Annotated in this window: 18 protein-coding genes and 4 tRNA genes; 18 read left to right on the forward strand and 4 right to left on the reverse strand. The window is 54.6% G+C overall.

Going from position 1 to position 16,189, the window contains the following annotated elements:
* Positions 1 to 63: 63 nt before the first annotated feature.
* The 8 genes from GURA_RS01405 to GURA_RS01440 all read left to right on the forward strand — a co-directional run bounded on the left by GURA_RS01405 (position 64) and on the right by GURA_RS01440 (position 6,134).
* Positions 64 to 723 (forward strand): YceH family protein, encoded by a 660-nt coding sequence (locus GURA_RS01405; RefSeq protein ID WP_011937220.1) that lies wholly within the window; start codon positions 64 to 66, stop codon positions 721 to 723.
* A gap of 211 nt (positions 724 to 934) precedes the next feature.
* Entirely contained in the window at positions 935 to 2,155 is a 1,221-nt protein-coding gene (locus GURA_RS01410) for a sensor histidine kinase (protein WP_011937221.1), read from the forward strand.
* Complete coding sequence (locus GURA_RS01415; RefSeq protein WP_232278965.1) at positions 2,118 to 2,789, forward strand: NUDIX hydrolase; 672 nt, start codon at positions 2,118 to 2,120, stop codon at positions 2,787 to 2,789. Before GURA_RS01410 ends, GURA_RS01415 begins: the two co-directional genes overlap by 38 nt.
* Before the next feature lie 128 nt (positions 2,790 to 2,917).
* On the forward strand, positions 2,918 to 3,259 hold the full coding sequence (locus tag GURA_RS01420) for a hypothetical protein (RefSeq protein WP_011937223.1): 342 nt from the start codon (positions 2,918 to 2,920) through the stop codon (positions 3,257 to 3,259).
* Entirely contained in the window at positions 3,240 to 4,094 is an 855-nt protein-coding gene (locus GURA_RS01425) for an HDOD domain-containing protein (protein ID WP_011937224.1), read from the forward strand. The genes GURA_RS01420 and GURA_RS01425 overlap by 20 nt, the downstream gene beginning before the upstream one ends.
* Positions 4,084 to 5,004: a diguanylate cyclase domain-containing protein gene (locus GURA_RS01430; protein WP_011937225.1), complete on the forward strand. Its 921-nt coding sequence runs from the start codon at positions 4,084 to 4,086 to the stop codon at positions 5,002 to 5,004. The genes GURA_RS01425 and GURA_RS01430 overlap by 11 nt, the downstream gene beginning before the upstream one ends.
* An 82-nt stretch (positions 5,005 to 5,086) precedes the next feature.
* Positions 5,087 to 5,389: a DUF2288 domain-containing protein gene (locus GURA_RS01435; RefSeq protein WP_011937226.1), complete on the forward strand. Its 303-nt coding sequence runs from the start codon at positions 5,087 to 5,089 to the stop codon at positions 5,387 to 5,389.
* A 13-nt stretch (positions 5,390 to 5,402) separates the two neighbouring features.
* Positions 5,403 to 6,134, forward strand: a complete 732-nt coding sequence (locus GURA_RS01440) for a DUF1847 domain-containing protein (RefSeq protein ID WP_011937227.1) — start codon at positions 5,403 to 5,405, stop codon at positions 6,132 to 6,134.
* Between the two features lie 14 nt (positions 6,135 to 6,148).
* Here GURA_RS01440 and thpR read toward each other — a convergent pair whose 3' ends face one another.
* Positions 6,149 to 6,697 (reverse strand): RNA 2',3'-cyclic phosphodiesterase, encoded by a 549-nt coding sequence (gene thpR, locus GURA_RS01445; RefSeq protein WP_011937228.1) that lies wholly within the window; start codon positions 6,695 to 6,697, stop codon positions 6,149 to 6,151.
* Between the two features lie 10 nt (positions 6,698 to 6,707).
* Positions 6,708 to 7,754, reverse strand: a complete 1,047-nt coding sequence (locus GURA_RS01450) for a CapA family protein (protein WP_011937229.1) — start codon at positions 7,752 to 7,754, stop codon at positions 6,708 to 6,710.
* Positions 7,755 to 7,861: 107 nt separating this feature from the next.
* Between GURA_RS01450 and serS the strand changes: the two genes are divergently transcribed.
* The 6 genes from serS to GURA_RS01480 all read left to right on the forward strand — a co-directional run bounded on the left by serS (position 7,862) and on the right by GURA_RS01480 (position 10,155).
* Complete coding sequence (gene serS, locus GURA_RS01455) at positions 7,862 to 9,130, forward strand: serine--tRNA ligase (RefSeq protein WP_011937230.1); 1,269 nt, start codon at positions 7,862 to 7,864, stop codon at positions 9,128 to 9,130.
* A 4-nt stretch (positions 9,131 to 9,134) separates the two neighbouring features.
* Positions 9,135 to 9,220: transfer RNA gene (locus GURA_RS01460), tRNA-Ser, on the forward strand.
* Positions 9,221 to 9,296: 76 nt separating this feature from the next.
* A tRNA-Ser gene (locus GURA_RS01465) sits at positions 9,297 to 9,389 on the forward strand.
* A 50-nt stretch (positions 9,390 to 9,439) separates the two neighbouring features.
* Positions 9,440 to 9,925, forward strand: coding sequence for a DUF2155 domain-containing protein (locus GURA_RS01470; RefSeq protein ID WP_041245212.1), 486 nt, complete (start codon positions 9,440 to 9,442; stop codon positions 9,923 to 9,925).
* Between the two features lie 5 nt (positions 9,926 to 9,930).
* Positions 9,931 to 10,007: transfer RNA gene (locus tag GURA_RS01475), tRNA-Arg, on the forward strand.
* A gap of 71 nt (positions 10,008 to 10,078) precedes the next feature.
* Positions 10,079 to 10,155 (forward strand) — tRNA-Arg (locus tag GURA_RS01480).
* A 216-nt stretch (positions 10,156 to 10,371) separates the two neighbouring features.
* Here GURA_RS01480 and GURA_RS01485 read toward each other — a convergent pair.
* Positions 10,372 to 10,563 carry a twin-arginine translocase TatA/TatE family subunit gene (locus GURA_RS01485; RefSeq protein WP_011937232.1) on the reverse strand — a complete coding sequence of 64 codons (192 nt, stop codon included), beginning with the start codon at positions 10,561 to 10,563 and terminating at the stop codon, positions 10,372 to 10,374.
* Between the two features lie 315 nt (positions 10,564 to 10,878).
* On the opposite strand from GURA_RS01485, the gene GURA_RS01490 reads away from it, so the two are divergent.
* Together GURA_RS01490 and uvrB are read left to right on the forward strand one after the other, a co-directional pair.
* Positions 10,879 to 11,334 (forward strand): response regulator, encoded by a 456-nt coding sequence (locus tag GURA_RS01490; RefSeq protein ID WP_011937233.1) that lies wholly within the window; start codon positions 10,879 to 10,881, stop codon positions 11,332 to 11,334.
* Positions 11,335 to 11,417: 83 nt separating this feature from the next.
* Positions 11,418 to 13,412 carry an excinuclease ABC subunit UvrB gene (gene uvrB, locus GURA_RS01495; protein ID WP_011937234.1) on the forward strand — a complete coding sequence of 665 codons (1,995 nt, stop codon included), beginning with the start codon at positions 11,418 to 11,420 and terminating at the stop codon, positions 13,410 to 13,412.
* A gap of 21 nt (positions 13,413 to 13,433) precedes the next feature.
* On the opposite strand, the gene pcnB is transcribed toward uvrB, so the two are convergent.
* Positions 13,434 to 14,798 (reverse strand): polynucleotide adenylyltransferase PcnB, encoded by a 1,365-nt coding sequence (gene pcnB, locus GURA_RS01500; RefSeq protein WP_011937235.1) that lies wholly within the window; start codon positions 14,796 to 14,798, stop codon positions 13,434 to 13,436.
* A gap of 115 nt (positions 14,799 to 14,913) precedes the next feature.
* Between pcnB and GURA_RS01505 the strand changes: the two genes are divergently transcribed.
* Both GURA_RS01505 and GURA_RS01510 read left to right on the forward strand, forming a co-directional pair.
* Positions 14,914 to 15,273: a nitrous oxide-stimulated promoter family protein gene (locus tag GURA_RS01505; protein WP_011937236.1), complete on the forward strand. Its 360-nt coding sequence runs from the start codon at positions 14,914 to 14,916 to the stop codon at positions 15,271 to 15,273.
* Positions 15,274 to 15,344: 71 nt separating this feature from the next.
* Positions 15,345 to 16,070 carry an ATP-binding protein gene (locus GURA_RS01510; protein WP_011937237.1) on the forward strand — a complete coding sequence of 242 codons (726 nt, stop codon included), beginning with the start codon at positions 15,345 to 15,347 and terminating at the stop codon, positions 16,068 to 16,070.
* The last annotated feature ends 119 nt before the right edge of the window (positions 16,071 to 16,189 follow it).

Consider the following 16,189-nt stretch of genomic DNA (forward strand, 5'->3'; position numbering starts at 1 on the left):
ATCCCGCCGTAAAAATTGCTATACTATCGCTCCCCCATATCCCGCATGCTGAAAGGAGTAGCGATGGAAATGCATCTCAACGACATGGAAGTACGGGTACTTGGCTGCCTCATCGAGAAGGAGCTGACGACCCCGGAATACTACCCTCTTACCCTTAACGCCCTGACAAATGCCTGCAACCAGAAGTCGAACCGTGACCCGGTGCTGACCCGTGAGGAGGTCGAGGTGGTTCGTGCCCTGGATTCGCTGAAGTTCAAGCAGCTGGCGCTGTTGTCTGCCGAAGGGGGACGGGTACCCAAATACCGCCATACACTGGTTGAGAAGCTTCGCCTCGACCCTCCTGAGCTGGCAGTGCTCGCTGAACTGCTGTTGCGCGGCCCCCAGACGGTGGGCGAGCTGCGGACCCGGGGGGAGCGGATGCACCCTTTCCCCGATCTGGCTGCGGTGGAGGAGGTGCTGGGAGAACTGATGGCGCGTACTCCCCCCCTCGTTACCCGGCTCCCCCGGCAGCAGGGGAGGAAGGAATCCCGCCATGCCCACCTTTTTGCCGGAGAGCCGGAGCTGGCCACCGCAGAGCTGACTCCTTCTCCTGAGGCGGCGCGGCTTAAGGTCATGGCTGAGAATGAGCGGATTGCAAAACTGGAGGAAGAGGTTGCCGGCCTGCGCAGTGAGGTTGTCGAACTGCGCCGCCTCGTCGACGAGTTCAAGTCGCAGTTCGAGTGAAGGCAATAACGGAAGCCGATCACGCATCAGGGCAAAGGGGCCGTTTCCCATGGGGAGGCGGCCCTTTTTTGTTCCGGTTTGTCCAGCGAGGTTGGGCCGGAAAATGGAGAGCATGTAAGGCTTCCGGCGGTTTTACTTTGCCAAGCTCGGGCTTTACGGTATATAAATATGTTCAAATGGGGATGCCCCATGTCGAGCCCGGGAGGAATTCATGAATGTCACCGCATCAAATACTCGCTTCGCATCGCCCCATCGTTCGCCAGCCTCTGAACTGAACAGGCAACGGGCGCTTCTGACCGAGGATGACAGCCTTCCCACGGTGCTGAATGCCATGCCCCAGGTTGTCATGATCCTCAACCTGAACCGGCAGATACTCTTCGGCAACCGGGCTTTGGAAGAGTTCGCCGAAGCCCAGGGATGGAAGAGCTTTGTCGGACTCCGGCCGGGTGAGCTTCTCTCCTGCCAGCACGCCATTGCTGCTGAAGCCGGTTGCGGCACGGGGGAGTCATGCTGTACCTGTGGAGCTGTCGAAGGAATCCTCGCTGCCCTGGCAGGTGCCGGGGGGGCGCGTGAATGCCGGGTGCTCAGGAAGACCCGCACCGGGATCGAGGCCCTTGACCTGAAGCTCTGGGGTACTCCCTTCATCTGGAAGGGTGGATCGTTTGCCCTTGTGGCGGTCGTGGATATCAGTGATAAAAAGCGGCGACAATTGCTGGAGAAGATTTTTTTCCACGATATCCTCAACATTGCCGGTGCCCTCGGAAACCTGCTCGAACTCCTGGCCAAAGGGGTGGTGACAATCGACAAGGCCCAGGATGATTTGATCGAGATGACGCAAGACCTCATTTCCGAGATCAGGAGCCAACGTGAGCTCCTTGCCGCCGAGAGCAACGAACTCAAGGTGAACCTGACCACGCTCCACTCCCGGCTTTTCCTGGAATGGGTGATACGGACATATCGGAATGCCTCCGCTGCCGTCGAAAAGGAGATTGTCATTGCCGAGGGGTGCTGCGGGACGTTTTTTACCAGCGATGAGATTCTGCTCGGCCGGGTGCTTGGCAACCTGGTTAAGAATGCCCTTGAGGCGTCCGCTCCGGGACAGCGCGTGACCCTTGGTTGCAGCACAAACGGTGCGGAGGTCTCTTTCTCGTGTCACAACGAAGGGGTTATCCCGAGAAAGGTCCAGTTGCAGATATTCCTCCGCTCCTTCACAACCAAGGACCCTGGAAGGGGGGTCGGGACCTACAGCGTGAAACTGCTGACGGAACGCTATCTGCAAGGGACGGTTTCATTTGTTTCCACCCCGGCGGAAGGAACGACATTCACTGCAACGTTGCCGATTGTTCCTGTAAGGCGGGAAGAAGAACGTTGGGCTGGTGCTTGCGGAGAAGAAGGTGTCGGAGGTGGTGCCCCGCTGGGATGCAATCGATGATGGTGAGCTTATCCTTGATGGATGCAAGGGCCAACGCGTGATAATGGCGAACTTCGACGACATCCAATGCGCCTTGGCCAATCGGGAACCGGGAATCCTGCCTGCCGACCGGCGAAGACTTGCTGCCGTGGCGCTTATCCTGCGGAAGGGTACAGTCGGCCTGGAGATACTCTTTATCGAGCGGGCAAGGCACGCCGGCGATCCCTGGTCGGGGGATCTGGGCTTTCCCGGCGGCAAGGTCGAAGCCGAAGATGCCGATCCCCGTTTTGCCGCGGAACGGGAAACACGGGAAGAGATCGGCCTCGACCTTCGATGCGCACGTTATCTTGGCCGCCTCGATGAAATCGTCGGCGCCACCCTTCCGGTCAGGGTGACGTGCTTCGTTTACGGGGTTGTCGAGGAGGTGGAACCGCATCTCAACGAGGAGGTGCATGATGCTTTCTGGGTACGCCTTGCTGACCTTGTCGATCCGGGTCGCCACGTTGAGGTCCCGGTTCGCTTCACCGGGAAGATATTGCGCCGCCCTGCCATCCGCCTGCCGCAACCGGGGATACCCGTACTCTGGGGGCTTACCTATCGACTGGTTACCCAGTTTCTGAAAGTTCTCAATGAACCGATATGCTCCGGTCCATAACCGTATGCCATGACGTTTACTGCAATCCTTTCAGGTCGGAATTTCTGCGGCTAAAGTTTCCCGGTGCGGTGACGATAAGATTAAATACCCATCATATGCTGGTACGAAGGTTATAAGCTGGAGCGGATATGCAGACTTTACCGATTGCCCTGGTTGAAGAGGGGATGGTGCTGGCCCGGGATGTGGTCCGCCAGGATAATCCCAACGGCCCGCCGGTGTGCGGCAAGGGGATGACCCTTACGGACAACCTGCTGGAGCGTCTCAGGACGATGGGGATCAAATCGCTCGTTGTCGAAGGCCATCCCGTCGATGTCGATGGCGAGCAGTCGTTGGCGGAGATGCTTGCAGCGCTGGAGGAGCGTTTCAGAAAGGCGGAGCATGATCCTCTTATGATGAAGCTGCGGGAATGTTACCGGAAAATAATAACCCGATCCATGGAAGGATTCAGCAGTGGACGAGAAGCGGATTGAACTGAGGCAGATTATTAAGGATACCCGGTCGCTGCCGACCCTGCCCGGGATTATCAACAAGCTGAACGCCATGTCCGGCAACAGCAAGACCTCTATTCGGGAGATGGCCAACATGGTTTCGTCGGATCAGGTGCTGTCCGCCAAGGTGCTCCGGCTGGCCAATTCACCCTCCTATGGCTTCCCCCGCATCTCGACGGTCTCCAATGCCATGATACTGCTCGGGGTGGACGTGGTAAAAAGCCTGGTTATAAGCTCTTCCATTTTCGAACTCATGGAAACCAGCGTGGTGGGGCTCTGGGAGCATTCTCTCGGTGCCGGCGTGGCGGCAAACATCATCTGCCGGAAGCTCCAGTTGCGTGACTGCGAGGAGATCTCCACAGCGGCCCTTCTCCACGACATCGGCAAAGTCATCATCAAGATCAAGTGTGAGGATGATTACAGCAACTTGTTGTGTCTGGTTCGCGAGAAGGATATTTCGATGCTGGCTGCAGAAGAGGAACTGCTTGGGACCGATCATGCCGAGGTCGGCGTCTGGCTGGCCAAGAGCTGGTTCCTTCCCGAAAAGCTGTGCGAGCCGATTGCCTGTCACCACGATGTGGCGAAGGCTGACGAGCACGATGTGCGCACCGCCGTAGTACATCTGGCTGACGTGCTCATCAAGGCCAGTGGATTCGGTTTCAGCGGCGACCAGCTTGTCCCGCTCATTCAACCCCTTGCCATGAAGCGACTCGGCATGAGCGTGGACGACCTGGAGCAGATCATCGAAGTTCTCGATGACCGACTGATCGATGTGAAGAACTTCAGCCTTGAGATCCAGGCCGACAATGGTGCGTGACCTCCGCATAACGCTCATTGCCCCGGCGAATGACGATTCCGGCATCCTGAAAATCCGCCTGCAGAGCAAGGGGTACCAGGTGGTCAGGCTGGAGCGCCCTTCCCTGGTGATGGGATATGTCTATGCCGACCCGCCCGATATCTTTATCATCGACCTTTCCGTTCCCGATGTACAGATGCTGGGGGTGGTCCGCGACCTCAGGGGGGACAGCTATTTCAGCACCATTCCGGTCATCGGGCTGGTCACCGACCCTATGGTGGAGGACTTTGACTGGCAAAACTATCAAATAGACGATTTCGTCTCCGTGCCGGTAAAGTATCCCGAACTGTTCAGCCGCATCCGACTCTCCGTGGCCCGTATTCTTCGGGTCTTTGACAACAATCCGCTCACGAAACTTCCCGGCAACACATCTATCCAGCGTGCCATAGAAAAGGCCATCGGCCGGCCGATGGCGGTTTGCTACATCGACATCAACAACTTCAAGCCGTACAATGACGTGTACGGTTTTTCCAAAGGTGACGTGGTCCTCCGTATGCTGGCCCGAATCATGTTCAATGCCGTCAAGGAGTCGGGTGGCGGGTTTGCCGGACATGTGGGGGGGGATGACTTTGTCTTCATCCTGCCGCAGGAGCGGGCGGAGACGGTCTGCAAAACGATTATTGAAAACTTCGACAGGATTGTGAATGATTTGTTTGAAGGTGACGAATTGGTGAACGGCTATTACAAAGCTAAAAACCGCAAGGGTGAAGACGAAAATATGCCGCTGCTCGGGATTGCCATCGCTGTGGTGCCGACCGACAGTCCGGCCATCAACCACTATGGCAAGGTGAGCGAGGTGGCGGCCGAGATGAAGATGCTGGCCAAGAAAAGCGGCAAAAGCAATTACGTTATTGACCGACGTTTGAGATGAGTTGCAGGGAAAAAACTGTTGCAGAGCCCGTTTGAAGTGGTTACAGTAAACCCCTCAGAATAAAAAAGAGGGAGATTTGCCGGTGACACCAACCAGAGAAGAACTGGCCGCAACTGTTGATGTGGCCGAATGGCGCCTGCTGCGAGGGCATTTGGAAAGGGGAGGATTGATCGTCGTCGACCGCGAGCTGGATCTGGTGGAGGCGGGGGTAAGGGTGGCCAATGATGATTCCGCGACCATCGGGAGTTGGATCGAAGCCGGCAAGCTGGCCAAACCTTCTGCCGAACAGATTGCCGAGTGGGATGCTGCCGATGAGAAAAAATTCCGGATGCTGATCATCAGCCCCTACATCCTTATCCAGGATGAGGGGCTTACTGTAGGGTAACTGGGGGGGAACCATGGCTAATGGAGAGGATACACCGCTGTCCTGTTCGAAATGCAGCGCGGTCTGGCAGAAATTCGGCGTCACCAACTGCTGGAGTGGCAATCCCGACACCGCACCGCCGAAGCCCGGCAACTGCCCGTCCGAAGCCTACGGCGACATTATCAGCGCTTCGCTCAAGGAATACGCCGGCGACAGCGACGATGCCAGGATGGCATTAGTGGCAGCGCGGGTAGAGGGGCTTTGCTACCGGAAGGTAGATGGGAGCGATGCTGTTAATGCACGCTGGACGAGGGTGGAAGACACCATCGCCTTTGCCCGCCTGATGGGGTGGAAAAAGATCGGTATTGCCACCTGTATCGGCCTTTTGGATGAAACCGATCGGCTGGTTGCGATCCTCAAGGCGCAGAGACTGGAGCCGCAAAGCGTCTGTTGCAAGGCGGGTAGCATCGACAAGAAAGAGCTGGGCCTGACGGAGGAGGAAAAGGTCCGGCCCAATACGTTCGAGCCTGCATGCAACCCCATCGCCCAGGCCGAGATCTGCAACCGGCTCGGTACCGACATGAACATTATCGTCGGCCTTTGCATCGGCCACGACATGCTGTTCAACAAGCATTCGCAGGCGCCGGTCACTACCCTGGTGGTGAAGGACCGGGTAACTGGCCACAACCCTGCGGCAGTGCTTTACGGGCAGAATTTCTACTACAAACGGCTGCAAAAGCAACCGGTGCTTGTTGGCGACGAGTAGCCGCGAGCGTCCCATCACTTTGCTTTGACGGCGAGGGAATACGTTGCCTCCCGTTTGTGAATGGCCCCTTCGCGGCTGAGGGTGCTGGAGTAGAGGTGGAACGCGTCGACGGGAAATGAGGGGGTTATGAACTCCCGGTGTTTTTCTTCAAAGGCGACGACCCTCGTTTCCTGTATATCCTTCATTCGGGCGATGGTGATATGCGGCGAAAATCGCCGCTCTTCCGGCGCAATGCCGGTATTTATCAACGCCAGCTCCACATGTCTTTGCAGTTCGAGCAGTTCCTCGTTCGTCTCCATCCCCACCCAAAGCACCCTGGCGTGTTTGCCCGGCGGGAAATGGCCGATACCCGTCAGCGCCAGACGGAGCGGCCTGCCGGTAACATTGGCAAGGACATCCTTGATCTGAGCGAACAGCTGGTCATCCACTTCACCGATGAAGCGTAGCGTCAGATGGATTTGTTCCGCCGCAACCCAGTGTGCGCCAGGCAAATCGCTACGCATGTCTGCCACCGCTTTCTTTATTTCATCCGGTAAATCGATTGCCACAAACAGTCTGTACATATGGTGCCTCCTATCTGCGCGCAAGACTTTCCCTGTCCCGCGTCAAATCGACCAGATAACGGCCGTGGTCGTCGACAATAACGGTTCCCATCTCCTTTGACATTGTGTTGAGCCGGTTGATGACCTCCTGACCTTTTTCCCCGGTCAACAGTCTCGGCTGAAAGCTAACCTCGCTGTTGAGGACATTGAGCGGGATCAGCTCCACTTCCTTCACGCCGTCATCCAGGGTGATCCTGGCAATAACGCTCCGGTCCGAGCTGCTGAGGCTGCCAAATGCGTAATTGCCCAGGCTGTAGAAGATGACGGAGCCCTTGTAGCGCTCAATACCCTGCAATACGTGGGGGTGGTGGCCCAGGACCAGGTCGGCTCCAGCATCTACGGCCCGGTGCGCTGCTGCTACCTGGTAGCTTTTCGTCATCGCGGCTTTTTCCGTCCCCCAGTGAAAAGAGACTACCACATAATCGGCGACAGCCCTTGCCCTGGCAATGTCCTCCTGGTAATAAGGCCGAAAGCCGGGGGCGGTGCCGGCCCGCTTGTCTCCGGCGTAGAACTCTTCAGGATAGGTAAGGGAATAGGCGAGGAAAGCGATTTTACCGCCGTTACAGGTGACAAGAGCTTCGCGACGCGCCGTGGCCAGTGTCTCACCGGCGCCGCTGTGTTGAATGCCTTGTTGGTCAAGGTTGTAGATGGTTTCCCTGAGTCCATCGCTGCCAAAGTCCAGCATGTGGTTGTTGGCCAGGGTGAGGATGGAAAACCCTGCCCGTTTCAGCGCCGTTGCTGCTCGGGGATCGGTCTTGAAACGAAATTTTTTGTTCTTGAATTCCGTTCCGTTCAGAGCAAGCGGCGCTTCCAGATTGCCGACGGCGATATCGCCGTTTTTCAGAGCTGATACTGTTGCGGCAAAGGGATAGTCGTAGCCCAGGCGGGCAAATGAGGCACTCGCCTTGCCCGCCAGCATTATGTCCCCTACCGCGTTGACGACAATTTTGCCGGCAAAGGCGGAAGAAGTGTGGCAAAGCGTGGATAACAGGAACAATAGAAACAGCAAAGCGGGCATGGAGTCTCCGATTATTAATCGATGGTTTTGTATAAAAATATTGACTAAATTCCGGGCAAGTGCTAGAAAATATAGCTTCGTTTATCCAATTGTAAAGGCTTTTTGTCATGCTTGACGCTAGATATCTGCGCGAAAATCTGGAAACGGTGGAAGCCCGTCTTAAAACTCGCGGTGCAGGGGTGGACCTGGAGCGGTTCCGTCAACTGGACGGGAGTCGTCGGGAGCTTCTGCAGCAGACCGAGACGCTGAAGGCATTGCGCAATAAGGTGTCCGATGAGATCAGCCGAATCAAGGATAAGAGCCAGGCCCAGGATCGTATCATTGAGATGCGGGAAGTTTCCCAGCGCATCAAAGGCTTGGATGAGGAGTTGAAGGGGGTCGAAGAGGCGCTTGAGTACTTTTTGCTTACGGTGCCGAATATCCCTTGTGCGGCCACGCCGGTTGGCGCTTCTGAAGTGGACAATGTGGAAGTTAAAAAGTGGGGCGAAAAGCCGGTTTTTGATTTTGCTCCTAAACCCCATTGGGAAATCGGCGAATCGCTCGATATCCTCGATTTCGAACGTGGCGCCAAGCTGGCCGGAGCGCGATTCACCCTCTACAAGGGGTTTGGCGCACGGCTTGAGCGGGCCCTGATAAACTTTATGCTCGATCTTCATACGGAGCGTCACAAATATCTTGAAATGCTCCCACCCTTTATGGTAAACAGGGAGAGTATGACCGGAACCGGTCAGCTGCCGAAATTTGAAGAAGACCTCTTTCATATGGAAGGGGTTGATTATTTTCTTATCCCGACAGCCGAAGTTCCGGTAACCAACATCCATCGGGGTGAGATACTTAAGGCTGCTGATCTGCCGCTCTGCTACACGGCCTATACGCCCTGTTTCAGGAAAGAGGCCGGCTCCTACGGCAAGGATACAAGGGGGCTGATCCGCCAGCATCAGTTCAACAAGGTTGAGCTGGTCAAATTTGTCCACCCGGCACATTCATACAACGAACTGGATAAGCTGCTTGACAACGCGGAAGAGGTGCTCCGGCTTCTTGGGCTTCCTTACCGTGTGGTTGATCTCTGTACCGCAGATATAGGATTTTCCGCAGCCAGGACTTATGATATCGAAGTCTGGCTTCCGGGTCAGGATTGCTACCGGGAGATATCTTCCTGCAGCAATTTTGAGGATTTTCAGGCACGCAGGGCTTCCATCCGCTTTCGGGAAGATGAAAAGGCAAAACCTGAATTCGTTCATACCTTGAATGGCTCAGGGCTGGCAGTAGGAAGGACCCTCGTGGCCATCCTGGAGAATTATCAGGAGGCGGACGGTTCGGTTTCCATACCCGGAGCGTTGAGACCTTACATGGGCGGCATTGAAAAAATAGCTTAGCTTTGGAGGAATGGCCGAGTGGTTGAAGGCGGCGGTCTTGAAAACCGTTGAACGAAAGTTCCGTGGGTTCGAATCCTACTTCCTCCGCCAAAAAGCCTGTTCTAGGTTCTAGGTTCAAGGTTTTAAACGTAGAACATAGAACGTGGAACGTAGAACTTGATGTTACGGAGAGATGGCCGAGTAGGTCGAAGGCGCTCGCCTGCTAAGCGAGTATACTGGGAAACCGGTATCGAGGGTTCGAATCCCTCTCTCTCCGCCATTAACTGGACTAGTCGTAACGTTTAACGCAGAATCAACGAGGAGGAGCGTGTGAAGCGAGTGATGAAATTGTTGGTTTTCACTCTGCTGGCTATGGTTGCTGTGGCCGGTTGCACAAAAAAAGAGGAAAAGCAAGCCGTCGAATCTGCTGCACCTAAGGGCCAGGTAACCAAAAAAGAGGCGAAGGTCGTTGTTCCCGATAGCGTTAAGGGTAAGTGGAAGGCTGTTAAAATTGCCGTCACTGATAAGAACACTAAAAAAGATACGGTTTACACCGTGAATATTGGTTCGGAGTTGGCCCTTCCCAATAGCAATCTGACGATCAAGGTGGAGAACTTTCTGCCCCATTTCATGATGGAAGGGACTACATTGACTTCCCAGTCAAATGAGCCGAAGAACCCCGCAGCCCAGGTACGGGTCATTGAGAACGGCAAAGAGATATTCAAGGGTTGGCTGTTCACTCTTTATCCGACCACCCATGCTTTTCAGCACCCCAGATATGGTTTTACACTGGTTGACTTCGTACCAGCCGGTTAGTTTATGCGCTCGTAGCTCAGCTGGATAGAGCAACGGACTACGAATCCGTAGGTCGGGAGTTCGAATCTCTCCGAGCGCGCCATCTTAAAAGGGGCTACAAGTTTTATGCTTGTGGCCCTTTTTCTTGTAGTATATATGTTGACGGTGAATCCTGCGCCCGTAGCTCAGCTGGATAGAGTACCTGGCTTCGAACCAGGGTGTCGGCAGTTCGAATCTGTCCGGGCGCGCCAAAATAGAAAGGGTTGGCAAAATTTGCCAACCCTTTTTCTGTCGATTGAATTAAGCTGAACAGTGGTATTATTTTGTTTGCGAACTGAATCGCATCGTGTGTCCGTTCAATTTATCTTTTGGTGTTATGCCGTTGAAAGTGGAAATCCATTGAATCCATCGGTTAAAGGCTAGTCAGGATAGCATGACTACTTGCCCGGATGCCGGCGGTGGACTTTCTATCCTTCCTTTTTTGCTGCATCGTCCTTGCGCGCTTTAATCTCGATCTCATCCTTTCCCTCTGATGCTTTTTTGAAATTCCTGATACTCTTGCCCAGTGCGTTCCCAATCTCCGGCAATTTCCCCGCCCCAAAAACCACCATAACGATTACGAGTATGACAATAAGCTCCGGCATGCCGAATCCAAACATAGTTGCCTCCACATGATATTTACAAATTTGGTTATTAGTATTACATCGGAAAAGTAAAAAATCAAGAAATTAAGAAAATCCAAGTGTGTAAAAAATGCGAATAAATTAATAAGTTGCACATGAATGGGGAGATAAGTATATTATGCAAGTTAAAATATATTACGATTAGCGCTGGTGGGCATCTTTACCCTGGCGCTTTGTCGTATCAGTATCAGTTGCAGTTGCAATGGATGTTTATGAGGAGTTCCGGAGTTCATCGCATTGACAGTTGTCGAGAAGCACTATTGGTTTCAGTGGCGGGACTAGGGGGCGTTCGTGAGCAGAAAGATTCTACTGGTAGAAGACAATCTCGATGATGAGGCTTTGACTTTGCGGGCACTGCAAAAGATTGATCTTGCGTATGATGTGGTCGTGGCACATGATGGCGTGGAGGCGCTTGATTTCGCTTTTGGTACAGGACCTTTTGCGGAGAGGGAGATGCATAGCAAGCCACGGCTTATTCTCCTTGATCTGAAGTTGCCCAAAATCGACGGCCTCGAAGTGTTGCGATCTCTTCGTTCTAACAATGAGACAAAATCCATTCCGGTTATTATATTTACCTCTTCGAGCGAGGAGCAGGACATCCTCGACAGCTATTATCTGGGTGCCAACAGCTATGTCCGTAAACCGGTTGATTTCAACCAGTTTTGCGAAGCATTGCGACAGATCGGCTTGTACTGGCTCACTTTGAACCAACTCCCGCCATTGCACAAAGGCCTTTGCGCTTCATGATTGCCTGCCGGACAGCGGTTCTCTGAGCATTTTGATCTGCAGAACCGGCTGCAAACAGCAAGGGATCGTGGTACTATCCTTACATGGACAAATTCAAGCTTAACAGCGATTATCAGCCGCGCGGCGACCAGCCGCAGGCCATAGGTGAGCTTTCCGAAGGGGTCGAACGGGGTGACCGTGACCAGGTGCTACTGGGCGTAACCGGCTCCGGCAAGACCTTCACCATGGCGAACGTCATCGCCCGAGTCAACCGGCCGGCACTGATCCTCGCCCCGAACAAGACCCTTGCTGCCCAGCTCTATGGCGAATTCAAGGAACTTTTTCCTCAAAACGCCGTGGAGTTCTTTGTTTCCTACTACGACTATTACCAGCCGGAAGCCTATCTCCCCACAACGGACACCTTTATTGAAAAAGACTCGTCGATCAACGATGAAATCGACAAGATGCGCCATTCAGCCACCCGTAGCCTGCTTACACGCAGCGATGTCATCATCGTTGCCTCGGTATCATGCATTTACGGGATTGGTTCGCCTGCAGCCTATCAGGAGATGCACATATTCTTCCATCAGGGGGACAATGTGGGGCGGGATGAGCTCCTGAAAAGGCTCGTGGAAACACAGTATGAAAGAAACGATATCGATTTTCACCGCGGCACTTTCCGGGTGCGTGGCGACATTGTCGAGATATTTCCGGCACACGATGACGAGAGGGCGCTCAGGATCGAGTTTTTCGGTGATACGGTGGATGCTATTTCGGAGATCGATCCGCTCCGTGGGCAGGTTATACAGAAGCTCTCCAAATGCGCCATCTACCCGGCGTCCCACTATGTGGCCAATAAGGAAACCCTGGAAAGGGCCATAGAGCAGATCCGCCTGGAACTGGAGGAGCGGATTCGCTGGTTCCGGGAGCGAAACATGCTGATCGAGGCCCAGCGCATCGAGCAGCGTACTTTCTTTGATATAGAAATGATGGAAGAGATGGGATTCTGCCAGGGGATTGAGAATTATTCCCGCCATTTCGACGGGCGTTCCGCTGGCGAGCCACCTTATACCTTATTGGATTACTTTCCGAAGGATTACCTCCTGTTCGTCGATGAATCCCACATCACCGTGTCTCAGGTGGGTGGGATGTATCGCGGCGATCGGAGCCGTAAAGAAACCCTGGTCAATTACGGCTTCCGCCTTCCGTCGGCCCTCGACAACCGCCCCCTCAATTTTCAGGAATTTACCGAGAAGCTGAACCAGGTGGTGTACGTCTCTGCCACCCCGGCTGAGTATGAACTGAATATAGCGGGCGGTGTGGTGGTGGAGCAGGTGATCCGTCCCACGGGCCTCATCGATCCTGAGATCGAGGTCCGTCCCGCCTCTGGGCAGGTGGATGATCTCCTTCACGAGGTCCGCCTCACCGTGACGAAGGGTGAGCGGGTGCTTGTCACCACCCTCACCAAACGGATGGCCGAAGACCTGACCGATTACTACCGGGAGCTGGGAGTACGGGTAAAATACCTCCATTCGGATATCGACACCATTCAGCGCATGCAGATCATCCGCGACTTGAGGCTCGGTGAGTTCGATGTGCTGGTGGGGATCAACCTGTTGCGGGAGGGATTGGATATTCCCGAAGTGTCGTTGGTAGCCATTCTTGACGCGGATAAGGAAGGGTTCCTCCGCTCAGAGCGTTCCCTGATCCAGACCTGCGGCCGGGCCGCGCGTAACCTGGCGGGGCGGGTCATCATGTATGCCGACAGCGTCACCAGATCCATGCAGGCCTGCATGGATGAAACGTCAAGGCGCCGCAAAATCCAGAGCGAATACAACCGGAAGCATCACATCACTCCGCAGAGCATAAAGAAAGAGGTCCGCACCATACTCGAATCCGTCGAAGAGCACGATTACTATACCGTGCCGCTGGCAGCAGAGAGCATGGAAGAGTATGCGGCGGTGAAGGACATACCGAAACTGGTGAAAAAACTGCGGAAGGAGATGCTTGCTGCCGCCAAGCAGCTCGATTTCGAAAAGGCGGCGGGATTGCGCGACAGAATTAAAAAGCTGGAGGAACAGGATCTGGCTTTGAAATAAAGGTTCGGCATTACAGGCTGATCAGGCAGACTCACCTGTTTGCTTCTTTCCTCTTTTGCGTCGGCGTCGCTTATGTCTGCGCGGAGGTTCTTCAGACCGTTCTTCTGGTTGGGCCAGATGTGGTTCTTGTAGAAAACGTTCCCACCAGGCTACGATCTTACCCTGTTCGTCGCTCACGTCACAGACGAAGCGCAGATAATCCAACGCATCACGGAAACCGGCTCTGCCGGCGAAAGTTTCGGCATGTCGCCCCGGTATCTTCTGGAAGCGATGCTGGCTCGCCAGTATGTCGCGGATCAGTATTCCCAATTTGTTGGGGACGAGCACCGTTGGGGCCAGCTCTCCCATGAATTCGGCAACCGCCATGTTTACCGCCTGTTGCGGCGGTGCCCCGGCTTGCCTGAACCACGTTGCTTTTTCCTGGAGGTACTGGCCGAACATGAGGGCCAGGAGCAGCTGGGGAGAAACCTTATCCCCGGCCTGGATGCGGCTGTCAACCAGGTCAAGGGCCCGGCTGATCCAGGTGTGGGGAACCCCGTCGCTTTCCCGGGCGAGCCAGTCGTTGAAATGGGGAAAGAGGGCGGCAAAGAGCCCGCTCTGCCGCAGGAGCTGGTAGGTCTTCTCTCCTGCTCCCATGAGGAAAAGCTTCAAGACTTCTTCGTAGAGCCGCGGCGGCGCCGCCTTGGTGATCGTGGCGCTCAGGTCGAGGATCGTCTGCCAGGTCGCCTTCTCGACTTCAAAGCCTAGCATGGCGGCAAAGCGCACGGCGCGAATCATGCGCACCGGGTCCTCGGTGAACCGCACCAACGGATCGCCGATGGTGCGGACGACACCGCGGTTCAGGTCTTCCATTCCCCCGACGTAATCTATGATGGAGAAATCGTCAATATTGTAACAGAGCGCGTTGACGGTGAAGTCGCGGCGAATGGCATCCTCTTCCGGGGTGCCGAAGATGTTGTCCCGCAACACCATGCCGTCTTCACTTTTGAGCAGGCGAGGAGGGCGCATTCTGGCTCCCGGCTCAGTGATTTCTCCGGGAGCAGGTCCCTGCTCCTCTGCGCACGGTTCATCCTGCGATGCAGAGCGGAATGTTGCTACCTCTATGATCTCGTCATGGAAATGCAGGTGGGCGAGCCGGAAGCGGCGGCCGATCAGCCGGCAGTTGCGGAACATCCTTTTGATCTGGCCCGGGGTGGCGTCGGTGACGATATCGAAGTCCTTGGGTTCCCTGCCTAGTAACAGATCGCGCACACCACCACCGACCAGGTAGGCGGTAAAGCCGTTGTCCTTGAGCCGATAAAGCACTTTCACGGCGTTTGGGCTCAGCCAGCGGCGCGAGATGGGGTGGTTGGCACGTGGGATTATCAAAGGTTTGGCCGTTTTCATAGGTTATTACCCTATCACATCTGCAGGATAAAGGCAAAGCGACAGAGTGTGAGGCAATCCATACTTTTTGACTTTTGTCATGTCCCGGGCAGGAAATATCAGCTAGGATGCAGCCATGGAACAATTTACCGGAAAACAGACAAAGGATCTGAAGGTGCTGATAAGCTTCGTGCAGATATTCTGCCGGTCAAAGCACGGAAAAGAGGTGGCCAGGACAGCAGTCGGGCTTCCCGGGGAACTCAGGTCGCGGTTCATGAAAGATGTATGCCTCTGTGGAGAGTGTGCTGCGCTTGTGGACTATGCCCTGGAGAAACGGCGCAAATGTCCGCTCGACCCGAAACCGTCCTGCAAGCATTGCCAGATTCATTGCTACAGCAAGGGATACCGGGGGAAAATCCGTCAAGTCATGGCTTTTTCAGGCAAACGCCTGATCCTTCGGGGGAGGCTGGACTTGTTGTGGCACTATTTCTTCTAGTGCCGTTTATGGTGCTTCACTAACTTTGGATATTGCGAATAACCGGAAATATAAATGCAAGGAGAGTAGAAATGATCAGAAAAATCGTCCAGATCGACCAGGAAAAATGTGATGGTTGCGGTCTCTGTGTCCCCTCGTGTGCCGAAGGGGCAATAAAAATCGTCAACGGCAAGGCGGAGTTGTCCGCCGATAACCTGTGCGACGGGCTGGGAGCGTGCCTCGGTGAATGTCCGCAGAACGCCATCAATATAATTGAGCGCGAGGCGGACGAATTTGACGAGACAGCTGTAGAGACGCACTTGCAGGAGAGCCGGCAGGAAACGGTCGCGGCAGTGCAGCATCATGCGAATCACGGCGGTTGCCCCGGCTCCAGTGCCATGTCCTTTGCGTCGCCGCAACGAAGTTTGAATGATGAAATACCGGCAAACCACCAGAGTCAGCTCGGTCAGTGGCCGGTACAGTTGAGCCTTGTGCCGACCAGTGCCCCTTATTTTCAGAATGCCGACCTGCTGATCACCGCTGATTGCGTCCCGTTCGCCTATGCTGATTATCACCGGGATTTCCTGGCGGGAAAGGCGGTGGTCATCGGTTGTCCGAAACTTGACGATAATCGGTTCTACACGGAAAAACTGACGGAACTGTTTCGCGTATCCTCCATCAAGAGCATAACGGTGCTGCGCATGGAAGTCCCCTGTTGCGGCGGAATAGTCATGGCTGCCCGCCAGGCCCTGGCTGCCGGCGGCAAGGATATTCCGTTCAGGGAGGTTACCATCGGCATTCGCGGGGAAGTATTTTAGAAAGAAACGTAAAAATTTGACAACAAGATAAAAAGGATAATATTTATCTTTTTTGATTGACAAGAGGGGTATCGGCTGGTATTTTTTCATCAGATGTTATTTACTTACCTATACAAAGG

The sequence above is a fragment of the Geotalea uraniireducens Rf4 genome (assembly GCF_000016745.1).
Taxonomy (GTDB): Bacteria; Desulfobacterota; Desulfuromonadia; order Geobacterales; family Geobacteraceae; genus Geotalea; species Geotalea uraniireducens.